This is a genomic window from Arthrobacter sp. NPDC056493, from assembly GCF_042795115.1.
Taxonomy (GTDB): domain Bacteria; phylum Actinomycetota; class Actinomycetes; order Actinomycetales; family Micrococcaceae; genus Arthrobacter.
Window position 1 is genome coordinate 71247 of the sequence record NZ_JBHTSL010000002.1, and the last position, 11954, is coordinate 83200.

Below are 11954 nucleotides of genomic sequence, written 5' to 3' on the forward strand. Positions count from 1 at the left end.
GTGCCGCAGCCAAAGGGCCCCCGGGCTCAGGAAAGGAATGTGACCTCATGGTTCATAAAGTGAAGGCAGTTGTTGTCAGGGCGAAGGATGCTCCGGTGTCGGTGGAGACGATTCTGGTGCCGGATCCGGGTCCCGGCGAGGCTTTGGTTGATGTTCTGACGTGCGGGGTGTGCCATACGGACCTGCATTACAAGCTGGGCGGGATTGGGGATGAGTTCCCGTATCTGCTGGGCCATGAGGCCACGGGTGTGGTTGCTGCGGTGGGCGAGGGTGTCACCGAGGTTGCCCCCGGCGACCGGGTGATCCTGAACTGGCGTGCGGTGTGCGGGCAGTGCCGGGCGTGTGCGAAGGGCCAGCCGCAGTACTGTTTCAACACGGCCAACGCAACGCAGAAGATGACCCTGGAGGACGGCACCGAGCTGTCCCCCGCTCTGGGCATCGGAGCGTTCGCGGAGAAGACCCTGGTGGCTGCGGGCCAGTGCACCAGGGTTGACGAGGACGCGGACCCGGCCGCCGTCGGTTTGCTGGGCTGTGGTGTGATGGCCGGGATCGGGGCGGCGATCAACACCGGTGAGGTCAAGCGCGGCGAGTCGGTGGCCGTGATCGGCTGCGGCGGCGTGGGCATCGCCGCGATCGCAGGCGCCAAGCTGGCGGGGGCGACGACGATCATCGCCGTCGACATTGACGACAACAAGATCGAGATGGCCAAGTCCCTCGGTGCGACGCACGGGGTGAACTCCCGCGCCGGTGATCCGGTCGAGGCGATCCGGGCACTGACCGGCGGGAACGGCGCCGACGTCGTGATCGAGGCCGTCGGGCGTCCCGAGACGTACAAGCAGGCGTTCTACGCCCGCGACCTCGCCGGCCGTGTAGTCCTGGTGGGTGTCCCGACGCCGGAGATGCAGCTGGAGCTCCCGCTGCTGGATGTGTTTGGCCGGGGCGGGTCGCTGAAGTCCTCCTGGTACGGGGACTGCCTGCCGTCCCGGGACTTCCCGATGCTCGTCTCCCACTACAAGCAGGGAAACCTGGACCTGGACGCGTTCGTGTCCGAACGGATCACCATCGACCAGGTCGAGGAAGCCTTCGACAAAATGCACGAGGGCAAGGTCCTCCGCTCCGTCGTCGAAATCCAGCCCGCCACCACAACCCAGCCCGCCACAACCCAGGGAGCTTCGGCATGAGTGTCACGGTCGAGAATCTGGTCACCTCGGGCACGTTCTCCCTGGACGGGGGGACCTGGGATGTGGACAACAACGTCTGGATCGTCGGCAATGACACCGAGTGCGTGATCATCGATTCCCCGCACGACGCCGCCGCGATCATCAACCAGGTCCGCGGCCGGAAGGTCCTGGGCATCCTGCTCACGCACGCGCACAACGACCACATCGGCGCCGCCCGCGAACTCGCCGACGCCGTCGGCGCCCCCATCTGGCTGAACCCGGAGGACCAGGTCCTCTGGGAACAGGTCTACCCCGGCACCACCCCCGACCACCAGATCACGGACGGGGACGAGTTCCAGGTCGCCGGGGCGGTGCTGAAGGCGATCCACACCCCCGGCCACTCACCCGGCTCCACCTGCTTCCACCTCGAAACCGAGAACACCGTGTTCACCGGGGACACCCTGTTCAACGGCGGACCCGGCGCGACCGGCCGCTCCTACAGCGACTACCCCACCATCCTGGCCTCCATCCGCGAACGCCTCCTCACCCTCCCCGCGGACACCATCGTCAGGACCGGCCACGGGGACAACACCACCATCGCCGCCGAACGCGAAACCCTCGCCAAAGCAGCCCAGTAAGAAGAAAGACAGGATCTCCACGCCTAAGGCGCGCCAGGAATGCCTGGCGCGCCTTCGTGGCGATCAAAACAGGCACGAAAGCAGCCGGTTAGGAAGTTGGAACAATGAAGTTCGGAAAGCAGCCCGCCCCCGTCGCGGACATCAACGAGGACGAGCTGGAAGTCCACAAGCCGAAGACCGAAGCCGCCGGCGTCAAGGCCGTGATGGTGGCGCTGGAACGCGCCGTGGCGCAGGCCGGTGTGACCCGCACGGCGCAGTCGCTGCTGCGGCTCAACCAGCGCGGCGGCTTTGACTGCCCGGGCTGTGCCTGGCCGGAGTCGGACAAGAAACGCAAGGCCGCCGAGTTCTGCGAGAACGGCGCCAAGGCCGTGGCCGAGGAAAACACGCTGCGCACCGTGGGGGCCGAGTTCTGGGCCAAGCACTCCATCGCGGAGCTGTCGGAAAAGACCGAGTACTGGCTGGGCAACCAGGGCCGGCTCAGCGAACCGGTGGTCATCCGGGAAGGGGAAACGCACTACTCGCCGATCTCCTGGGCGGACGCGTTCGAGCTGATCGGGGAGCACATCCGGGCCAGCACTCCTGACCGCTGCGTCTTTTACACCTCGGGCCGCACGGCCAACGAGACGGCGTTCATGTACCAGCTGTTTGCCCGCTCCCTGGGCACCAACAACCTGCCGGACTGCTCCAACATGTGCCACGAGTCCTCCGGGTCGGCGCTGAACCCGACCATCGGCATCGGCAAGGGCACGGTATCGCTGGATGACATCCACGATTCCGAGCTGATCTTCGTCGTGGGGCAGAACCCCGGCACCAACCATCCCCGCATGCTGTCCGCGCTGAAGGAGTGCAAGGACAAGGGCGGCAAGGTGGTGGCGGTGAACCCGCTGCCGGAGGCCGGCCTGTTCAACTTCCGTGATCCGCAGACCCTTTCCGGCGTGGTGGGCGGCGGCACGCCGCTGGCCGACGAATACCTGCAGATCAAGGTGGGCGGCGACCTCGCACTGTTCCAGGCCCTCGGCCACCTGCTGCTGCAGGCCGAGGAGCAAAACCCGGGGACCGTCGTCGACCGTTCCTTCATTGAGGCGCAGACCGACGGCTTCGACGCGTACCGGGAAGCCCGCCAGGACCTGGACTGGGAAGAGACGGAGCGCGCCACCGGCCTGGGCCGGAAGCAGATCGAGGACGTGGCCGCCATGTTGGTGGCGTCCAAGGCCAGCATCTTCTGCTGGGCGCTCGGCGTTACCCAACAGCCGCACTCGGTGGACACCATCAAGGAAATGGTCAACGTCCTGCTGCTGCAGGGGAACTTCGGCAAGCCCGGCGCCGGTGCGTGCCCGGTCCGCGGACATTCCAATGTCCAGGGCGACCGGACCATGGGGATCTGGGAGAAGCCGAAGGAATGGCTGCTGGAGGCCCTCGACAAGGAGTTCAGCATCCAGTCGCCGCGGCACCACGGCCATGACGCGGTGGAGTCCATGGATGCCTTCGAACGCGACGAGGTGGACGTCTTCGTGTCCATGGGCGGGAACTTCTCGCTGGCGTGCTCGGACACGGAGACCCTGGAAGCCGGGATGCAGCGGATCGGCCTCACCGTGCACATCTCCACCAAGCCCAACCGCTCGCACATCGTGCACGGCCGCACTTCGCTGATCCTGCCCACGCTGGGGCGGACGGACAAGGACGACAAGCACCCCAAGGGCGCCCAGTTCCTGTCCGTGGAGGACTCCATGTCAGTGGTCCACTCCACCCAGGGCAGGCTGCAGCCGGTGTCCGAGCACCTGCTCGCCGAGCCGGTCATCGTGGCACGGATGGCCGAGGCCACGTTCGGCCCCGGGCACCCGGTGGACTGGAAGTCCATGGCCGAGGACTACGACGTGGTCCGCGACCACATTGCCCGGGTCCTGCCCGGGTTCGAGGACTTCAACGCCAGGGTCCGGACCAGGAACGGCTTCGTGCTGCCCAACCCGCCGCGCGATACCCGGTCCTTCGCGACGGACATCGGCCGCGGCCGCTTCACGGTCAGCCCGCTGGAGTACCTCACGCCGCCGGCCGGCCACCTGGTGCTGCAGACCATCCGCAGCCACGACCAGTACAACACCACGTTCTACGGCCTGGACGACCGCTACCGCGGGATCTCAGACGGCCGCCGCGTGATCCTGGTGCACCCGGAGGACCTCGCCGAGCAGGGCTTCCGGGACCGCGACCTCGTGGACGTGGTGAGCACCTTCCAGGGGACAGACCGGCGGGCCGAGAAGTTCCGCCTGGTGGCCTACCCGACGGCCAAGGGCTGCGCCGCGGCGTACTTTCCCGAGGCCAACGCCCTGGTCCACAAGGAAAACGTGGCCCGGGTTTCCAACACCCCCGGCTTCAAGGCCATGTTCGTCCGCTTCGAACCGCACGACGGCGGGACCGCGGCTGCCGCTGCCGGTGCGGACGCCGGGCTGGAGACGGCGTCGGCTAGCTGATTTCCGTACAGAACGGGCCCGCTTCCTTTCGGAAACGGGCCCGTTCTGTCCTGACACTAAAGTGTCAGGTTGGGATCTAAGAGCTTCTTGAGTTGGTGTCAGGGAAAGGGGAATCGGACCCTATTCTGACGTCGTTTTGCGCCGACGCCTGACGTCAGGTTGGGGTGTGGTTAGATCTGACATCGTTGCAAAGCCAGTGTTTCCGGCGGATGCAGTTATTGCATCCGCCGGAAACTCTTAGAACTGGTTTGGCAGTTCGCCCTAGTCCGCGGCGGGCGGCAGAACGATGTCGAAGCGGGTCCTGGCCCATGTGCGATCCCCGAGGTCGCGCCCGTCGGGATTAGGGGTTCCGGCGTCCTGCTGGACGAAGTCCTTGATGAGGGACTCCTTGACACCAAATACGGTGTCGTATTTCAGTAGTTCGTCCCCGCGGACGAAGATGTGGGTGACCAGTGTCCTTAGTCCGGGTTTGGTGACCATGAAGTGCAGGTGGGAAGCGCGCATGGGCGAGCGTCCTACGGCTTCCAGCATTTTTCCGACTGGGCCGTCATGCGGAATGGGGTAGGGGGTGGGGGTCAGACCCCAGAAGCGGTAGTTTCCGTCTTTGTCGCTGTAGAGGTGGGCGCGACCGGAGACGCGCTCGTCGTCGTATTGCACGTCGTAGAAGCCGTCTTCGTCTGCTTCCCATACTTCGATTCGCGCGTTGGGGACTGGGTTTCCGTCCGTGTCCTTGACGCTTCCTTCGATCCAGCAGGGTTCCCCTGGTGCGGCTCCGGCGATGTCTCCGCCGTTTTCGATTCGCGGGGCGTCGTCTACGAAGAAGGGGCCGAAAACGGTGGCTTCGGTTGCGTCGCCGTAGGCTTCGTTGTTGACGTTGATGGTCTGCATTGAGGCGCCGAAGACGTCGGAGAGCAGGATGAATTCCTGTCGGCGATCGTCGGTGATGTGGCCGACGGCGGTGAGGAACTCGATGGCTTTGTTCCATTCGGCTTCGGTGAGCCGGACGTCGCGGATGAAGTTGTGCAGGTGGGTTACGAGTGACTGCATCAGTTGCTTCAGCCGCGGGTCCTGGCAGTCATCGAAGGAGCGCAGCACGTTGCGAACCAGTTGTTCCTCAACGTTTTGTTGTGCCTCAGACACGTGCTGGCTGCCGGGAACGTTCTCGGTTTCGGGGACGCGGGTCTGCTGGGTCATTGTCGTTTCCTCGCTGTTGTTTGTGATGTTGAGAATGCGCGCAGGGACTCAGAGTTGCGATGCCTCGTCGAGCAGCTGCAGATCCTTGGTGGTCAACTGGATCTGCATTGATTCAACGAGGGGCGAGAGTTGGTCGGTTGTGCGGGCGCTGGCGATGGGGGCCGCGACACCGTTCTGCGCTGCGAGCCATGCCAGTGCGATGGAGGCGGGCTGGGTGGAGTGCTGATCGGCGACGCTTTTGACCGCGTCGATGACTTTCCGGCCGTGGGCGTTGATGTACTTTGCCGCGTCTGGGGCGCGGGGGCTTTCGATTTCCTCGCCGTCGTCGTATTTTCCAGTCAGGAAGCCGTGGGCGAGGGAGTAGTAGGGCACGACGGCGAGGCCGTGGGTGCGGGCCAGGGGGAGGATATCGGCTTCAATTCCTCGTTCGACGAGGTTGTATTGGGGCTCTATGACGACGGGCGCGTGAAAGCTTTCGCGGGCGGTGATGTTGAGCCATTCTTTGATTCGTTCCGCTGTGTAGTTCGAGATGCCGATTGAGCGGATTTTTCCTTGGTCGACGAGTTCGGACAGTGTCGCGATGCTCTCGATGAGGGGAGTTGTGGGGTCGTCGAAGTGTGCGTAGTAGATGTCTACGGCGTCGATGTCTAGGCGGGTCAGCGAGGCGTCGATGGCAGCCCGGATCGTTTGGGGGGCCATGCCGGCGAATTGCGGGTGGTGACTTACCTTGGTAGCGATGACGAGGTCGTCGCGGTCGGATCTTCCCGCCAGCCATTTGCCGATGATCGTTTCCGACTCTCCGCCTGTGTTTCCCTCGGCCCAGAACGAGTATGAGTCGGCGGTGTCCAGGAAGTTGCCGCCACCTTGGACGTAGGCGTCGAGGACCCGGTGCGACGTCTCGGTATCAGCGGTCCAGCCAAAGACGTTCGTGCCGAGTGCTAGCGGGGATACGGTGATTCCTGGGGCGATGGTCCGCTTGGTGACCACGGTCTGCCTCCTAGTTGGTTTTGTAAATGTGTGGGACGGGTGGAAGTAGGACCCTCCTGTGGGTGTACCCGTGAGGGAGGGTCCTACTCCGCCTGGCTCCGCGAGGCCCACGCCCTGAACTGATGGCGGAGCGTGGACCTTTGGGGCTAGACGGTGGGGTTGGCGCTCGGTGGCTTGCCGGCCCATGCCGCGTGCAGGATGCCGCGGACGTCGTCGTAGGTGATGGGGCGGGGGTTGCCGTAGGAGCGGCTGGTGGCTTCTTCGGCGATGCGGTCGATGTCTTCTTCCTTCATGCCCAGCTCGGCCAGGGACCGGGGGGCATTCAGTTCGCCGGCGATCTGCCACAGCCTCTCGGCGGGATCTGCAGCGCCGCCGAGTGCCCGTGACAGGGCAGCCGTCGCTTCGGGCGCGGCGGGCTGATTGAAAGCCAGGGCATGGGGCAGGACAACGGTGTGGGTTTGGGCGTGCGGCAGGTTGAGGGTTCCGCCGAGTGCGTGGCAGAGCTTGTGGTGCAGCGACATGGTGGTGGCGCCGAGGCAGGCGCCACACAGCCAGGATCCGTAGAGGGCGTTGCTGCGGGCTTCGGGGTCGGAGCTGTCGGCCACGATGGCGGGCAGCGCTGCGGCGAGGGCCCTGACGCCTTCTTCGGCCATCAGCGAGATGATCGGTGTAGCGTCCGGGGCGTAGAGGGCTTCCACGGCGTGGGCGATGGCGTTGATGCCGCTGGTCACCGACATGGCGGCCGGCAAGGTCGCGGTGAGTTCGGGGTCGTAGACGACGCTGCGGGGCAGCACCCGGGGGTCCTTGCCGGTTTCCTTGCGTCCGTCGGTCGTCAGTCCCCATACGGGGGTCATTTCTGATCCGGCGTACGTGGTGGGTACGGCAACGATCGGCAGCCCGTGCTTGAGGGCGATTGCTTTGCCGAGTCCGATTGCTGAACCGCCGCCGACGGCGACGCAGCCGTCGGCACCGACCCTGGAGGCCTCGTCGCTGGCCCGCTGTGCAACTTCGTTGGGCACGTGCATGACGGCTTCCGGGAGGACGCCAACGCAGCGCTCACCCAGGGCCTCGGCTACCCGGTTGCCGGTTTCTTCCTGTTCGGGCGAGCAGAGGACCAGGACGCGCTTGAGTCCGATCTGGTCGAGTTCTTCGGGAAGGGCGGTGAGGGAGTTGACGCCGAAGCGCACCCGCATGGGGAGGGCTTCGTATACAAACTGGTGGGTCATCAGAGGGGCTCCTTTTTGAAGGGGTGGTGTCCGCGTAATGGTTCATTTCACGCGGGGCTTCTTTGTGCGGGAGGCGGTTAGCGGGAACCGGCGCGGCGTTTGTTGTAGATGTCGAAGGCGACGGCCAGCATCAGGACGAGGCCCTTGACGACTGATTGCACTGACTGGTCGATGCCCATCAGCTGCATGCCGTTGCTCATGACGGCCATGATGAGGCCGCCGGCCATGGCTCCCACGACTTTTCCGACGCCGCCGGTGACGGCCGCGCCGCCGATGAAGGCCGCGGCGATCGCGTCGAGTTCGAACATGTTGCCGGCGCCGGGCTGGGCTCCGTTTGAGCGGGAGGAGAAGACGATGCCGGCCACTGCGGAGAGGAAGCCCATGTTGACGAAGATCCAGAAGTTGACGGTGCGGACCTTGACGCCTGACAGGGCGGCTGCGACGACGTTGCCGCCGATGGCGTAGACCTGGCGGCCGAAGACGCTGCGCTGCATGAGGACGCTGTAGACCATGATGAGGATGGCAAGCATGATCAGGACAAGCGGCATACCGCGGGCGATGGCGAGCTGCCAGGCGAAGACCATGACGGCGATGGCGATGACGAGGATTTTGGCGATGAACAGCGGGAATGACGGGACAAGCTGGTTGTAGCTGATCAGGGTCTTGCGGGTCCGGTACTGGTTGAAGGCGTAGCCGATCACGGCGATGGCGAAGATGAGGAGCGTGAAGACGTCGTATCCTGCGCCTCCCAGGAGGCCGTTGAGGAAGCCCGATGCGATCTGGCCGTAGTCGGCCGGGAAGGGGGAGAGGGAGACGTTGTTGAGTACGACCAGGGTCAGGCCACGGAAGAGGAGCATGCCGGCGAGGGTGACGATGAACGCCGGAATCCCGACGTAGGCGACCCAGTAGCCGTGCCAGGCTCCAATGGCCAGGCCGGTGGCGAGGGCGGCGACGACGCCGACCCACCATGGTTGGCCGAGTTGGATCACGACGACCGCCGAAACGGCACCAGTCAGAGCGACGACGGAACCCACAGACAGGTCTATGTGCCCTGCAATGATCACGATGACCATGCCGATGGCCAGGATCAGGATGTAGGAGTACTGCAGGACGATGTTGGTGATGTTTCCGGGACCGAGTGAGGCGCCGCCGGTGAGTCCGGCGAACAGGGCCACGATCGCCACCAGGGCGACGTAGATGCCGCTGGTACGCAGGTTGCGGGTGAACAGCTCGCGGATTTCGCTGGTTCCGGTATTGACGACCGCTGCTGCGGCCGGCGTATCTTTCCTTTGGGATCCCCGGGGGGCTGTCACGGTCATGCTGTGAGTTCCTTCTCTTTGGTCATGAGTGTCATGAGGCGTTCCTCGGATGCTTCAGCCTTGGGCAGCTGCCCGGTGATCCGGCCTGCAGAAAGCGCGTAGATGCGGTCGCAGGTGCCGAGCAGTTCGAGCAGGTCAGAGGAGATGACCACAACTGCCTTTCCGGCGTCCACGAAGCTGTTAATGAGGGTGTAGATTTCGTATTTTGCGCCGACATCAATGCCGCGGGTGGGTTCGTCCAGGATCAGTACCTCGGGGTCCGTGAGCAGCCACTTCGAGAGCACGACTTTCTGCTGGTTCCCGCCGGAGAGTTTGCCGACGATCGACTTCACGTTCGGGGCCTTTATGTTCATCGATTTCATCGCGAACTCGGCCGCCCGTGCCTCTTCGTGGTGGTTCACGAAGCCCCAGCTCGCCAGTTTGCCCAGCGCGGCGGCTGAGATGTTCCGGGCGATGTCATCAATGAGGTTGAGGCCAAAGGCTTTGCGGTCCTCGGTGGCGTAGGCGATCCGTGCTTCGATGGCTGCGGCGACGGATCGGGTGTGGATCTCCTTGCCGTGCATGAAAATTTTGCCTGAGACGTACTTGCCGTAGGAGCGGCCGAACAGGCTCATCATCAATTCGGTGCGTCCGGCGCCCATGAGTCCGGCGACGCCGATGACTTCACCGGCCCGGGCTTCAAAGCTCGCACCATCGACGACCAGGCGGTCCTGGGTGGGGTGTTTGACCGTCCAGTCCTCCACCCGGAGAACGACCTCGCCCGGGTTAGAATCACGGTCGGGGTAGAACGCTTCGAGGTCCCTGCCGACCATCCCGCGGATAATGCGGTCGACGTTCACGTCCGGATCTGCCATGTCCAGGGTTTCCACGGTCTTCCCGTCCCGGACGACGGTGGTGTGATCGGCAATCGCTTCGATCTCATTGAGTTTGTGGGAAATGATGATCGAGGTGATGCCGCGGTCACGAAGGGCCCGGACCAGGTCGAGCAGGTGGGCGGAGTCGTTGTCGTTGAGCGCGGCGGTCGGCTCGTCGAGTATGAGCAGCTGCACTTCCTTGGATAGGGCTTTGGCGATTTCGACCAACTGCTGCTTGCCCACGCCGAGGTGCCCCACCGGGGTGGTGGGCTCTTCCCGCAGACCGACGGAGGCGAGGAGTTCGGCGGCCTCGGCGTTCGTCTTGTGCCAGTCGATCAGACCTGATGCTCCGCGGCGTTCGTTGCCCAGGAAGATGTTCTCGGCGATCGACAGGTGCGGCACGAGGGCCAGTTCCTGGTGGATGATCACGATGCCGGCGTGCTCGGAATCCCGGATGCCGGAGAAAGAACACGTCTGCCCCTTGAACAGGATGTCACCGCCGTAGCTTCCGGCGGGGTAGACGCCGGAGAGGATTTTCATGAGGGTGGACTTCCCTGCGCCGTTCTCGCCGCAGATGGCGTGGACCTCTCCGCGTTCCACGGCCAGCGAAACGCCGGACAGCGCTTTCACGCCGGGGAAGGTCTTGGTGATGGATTGCATTTCCAGGATGTGGTCGGCCATTGGCCCGCCGTCCTATCGGTCTTGTAGGGGAGAAGGGTGGGAGGGGCACTGTGTGCCCCTCCCGGGGGCGCCTACTTAAGGCGGCCGGCTGCGACCTCTTCAGAGGTGTAGTACCCGGAATCGATTAGCGCGGGCTTGATGTTGTCCTTGTAGATCGGCTGGATCGGTACCAGGAACGATGGGACGATCTTCGACCCGTTGTCATAGGACTTGGTGTCATTGACTTCCGGGTCCTTTCCGGCCAGCAGGTCCTGAGCGGCCTTTACAGCCTGGGCCGCCAAGGCGCGGGTGTCCTTGAACACGGTGGAGAACTGCACACCGTCATTGACGAACTTCACGGAGGCAACTTCGGCGTCCTGACCGGTCGTGACAGGCATCGGCTTGGGCTTTGAGGACAGGGTGGGCCCGTAGCCGGCGTTTTTCAGCGAGGTGATAACGCCGCGGGCGACGCTGTCGTTGGGTGTGAGGACACCGTCGAGCTTGGCTGCTCCGCCGCTGTAGCTGGCAGTCAGCAGGTTATCCATGCGCTCCTGCGCCTTCTGCTGGGACCAGTTCTCCGTCGCTACCTGGGAAAGCTTGTTCTGCCCCGACTTCACCACGAGGGTGCCGTTGTCGATGTACTTCTGCAGAACCGACATGCCGCCGTTGAAGACGAACGTTGCGTTGTTGTCATCAAGGGAGCCGCCGAACAGTTCGATCTGGAAGGGGCCCTTGGCGGACCCCTCGGAGCCGTCCTTGTTCAGGACACCCAGCCCGATCAGCAGTGATGTGGCCTGCTGCGCTCCGACCTTGAAGTTGTCGAAGGTGACGTAGACGTCAACGTCGGCACTGTTCCTGACGAACCGGTCGTAGGAGACGATGGGGATGTTGAAACCTGCCGCCTGCTGCAGCTGCGGTGCCAACGCCGTTCCGTCCAGCGGAGCCAAGATCAGCAGGTCTGCTCCCTTGGTCAGCATCTGGTCTACCTGCTGCTGCTGGGTCGGAATGTCGTTGTTGGCGTACTGGAGGTCCACCTGGTAACCGACCTTCTCCAGCCCTTCCTTGATGGCCTTGCCGTCGGTGATCCACCGCTCTTCGTCCTGGCTGGGCAGCGAGACACCAATCCGGGTGTCGGCGGGAGCCTGGGTTCCTCCGCCGGCACCGTTGCCGCTGCCTGCACCCCCGCCCGCACAACCAGCAAGTACCAGTGACGTGGCTGCTGTTGCAGCGAACAAGAAGATTTTTTTAAACACCGTTCTCCTCCTTTGGAGAGCCGCGTGACGCTGAAGGCGTCAGTTCTGCGCCGGCATGACCGCCGCGCCTGAAATTCAGATGTGATTGCGAGCACTTGGTGCCGTACAATGGACACCATGTTCGCACAGTACCAGCTGGTGGCGCTAGTCGTGTTCCAAATTACATTTGGGGAACCGCGCTACGGGTCTTCCGGGGAG

9 protein-coding genes are annotated in these 11954 nt (G+C 64.1%); 3 read left to right on the forward strand and 6 right to left on the reverse strand.

Annotation, left to right across the window (positions count from 1 at the left end; genetic code table 11):
* The first annotated feature begins 47 nt into the window (after window positions 1-47).
* The 3 genes from ACFQ50_RS01255 to ACFQ50_RS01265 all read left to right on the forward strand — a co-directional run bounded on the left by ACFQ50_RS01255 (window position 48) and on the right by ACFQ50_RS01265 (window position 4263).
* Window positions 48-1181, forward strand: coding sequence for an S-(hydroxymethyl)mycothiol dehydrogenase (locus ACFQ50_RS01255; protein ID WP_377993710.1), 1134 nt, complete (start codon window positions 48-50; stop codon window positions 1179-1181).
* Window positions 1178-1798, forward strand: a complete 621-nt coding sequence (locus tag ACFQ50_RS01260) for an MBL fold metallo-hydrolase (protein WP_377993711.1) — start codon at window positions 1178-1180, stop codon at window positions 1796-1798. The genes ACFQ50_RS01255 and ACFQ50_RS01260 overlap by 4 nt, the downstream gene beginning before the upstream one ends.
* A gap of 104 nt (window positions 1799-1902) precedes the next feature.
* A complete protein-coding gene (locus tag ACFQ50_RS01265; RefSeq protein WP_377993712.1) occupies window positions 1903-4263 on the forward strand; it encodes an FdhF/YdeP family oxidoreductase in 2361 nt (786 codons plus the stop codon).
* A 261-nt stretch (window positions 4264-4524) separates the two neighbouring features.
* On the opposite strand, the gene ACFQ50_RS01270 is transcribed toward ACFQ50_RS01265, so the two are convergent.
* The 6 genes from ACFQ50_RS01270 to chvE form a co-directional block, all read right to left on the reverse strand.
* Window positions 4525-5457 (reverse strand): dioxygenase, encoded by a 933-nt coding sequence (locus ACFQ50_RS01270; protein ID WP_377993713.1) that lies wholly within the window; start codon window positions 5455-5457, stop codon window positions 4525-4527.
* A gap of 48 nt (window positions 5458-5505) precedes the next feature.
* On the reverse strand, window positions 5506-6444 hold the full coding sequence (locus ACFQ50_RS01275; RefSeq protein ID WP_377993714.1) for an aldo/keto reductase: 939 nt from the start codon (window positions 6442-6444) through the stop codon (window positions 5506-5508).
* Between the two features lie 146 nt (window positions 6445-6590).
* Window positions 6591-7670 carry a maleylacetate reductase gene (locus ACFQ50_RS01280; protein WP_377993715.1) on the reverse strand — a complete coding sequence of 360 codons (1080 nt, stop codon included), beginning with the start codon at window positions 7668-7670 and terminating at the stop codon, window positions 6591-6593.
* Between the two features lie 77 nt (window positions 7671-7747).
* On the reverse strand, window positions 7748-8989 hold the full coding sequence (mmsB, locus tag ACFQ50_RS01285; protein WP_377993716.1) for a multiple monosaccharide ABC transporter permease: 1242 nt from the start codon (window positions 8987-8989) through the stop codon (window positions 7748-7750).
* On the reverse strand, window positions 8986-10524 hold the full coding sequence (gene mmsA, locus ACFQ50_RS01290) for a multiple monosaccharide ABC transporter ATP-binding protein (protein ID WP_377993717.1): 1539 nt from the start codon (window positions 10522-10524) through the stop codon (window positions 8986-8988). Before mmsA ends, mmsB begins: the two co-directional genes overlap by 4 nt.
* Before the next feature lie 71 nt (window positions 10525-10595).
* Window positions 10596-11756, reverse strand: coding sequence for a multiple monosaccharide ABC transporter substrate-binding protein (gene chvE / locus ACFQ50_RS01295; RefSeq protein WP_377993718.1), 1161 nt, complete (start codon window positions 11754-11756; stop codon window positions 10596-10598).
* Window positions 11757-11954 lie beyond the last annotated feature (198 nt).

Bases quoted from the DNA above. Each gene is read 5' to 3' on its own strand.
- ACFQ50_RS01265 (WP_377993712.1), top strand. From the start codon at position 1,903: ATGAAGTTCGGAAAGCAGCCCGCCCCCGTCGCGGACATCAACGAGGAC.
- ACFQ50_RS01280 (WP_377993715.1), bottom strand. From the start codon at position 7,670: ATGACCCACCAGTTTGTATACGAAGCCCTCCCCATGCGGGTGCGCTTC.
- ACFQ50_RS01270 (WP_377993713.1), bottom strand. From the start codon at position 5,457: ATGACCCAGCAGACCCGCGTCCCCGAAACCGAGAACGTTCCCGGCAGC.
- mmsA (WP_377993717.1), bottom strand. From the start codon at position 10,524: ATGGCCGACCACATCCTGGAAATGCAATCCATCACCAAGACCTTCCCC.
- ACFQ50_RS01260 (WP_377993711.1), top strand. From the start codon at position 1,178: ATGAGTGTCACGGTCGAGAATCTGGTCACCTCGGGCACGTTCTCCCTG.
- mmsB (WP_377993716.1), bottom strand. From the start codon at position 8,989: ATGACCGTGACAGCCCCCCGGGGATCCCAAAGGAAAGATACGCCGGCC.
- ACFQ50_RS01255 (WP_377993710.1), top strand. From the start codon at position 48: ATGGTTCATAAAGTGAAGGCAGTTGTTGTCAGGGCGAAGGATGCTCCG.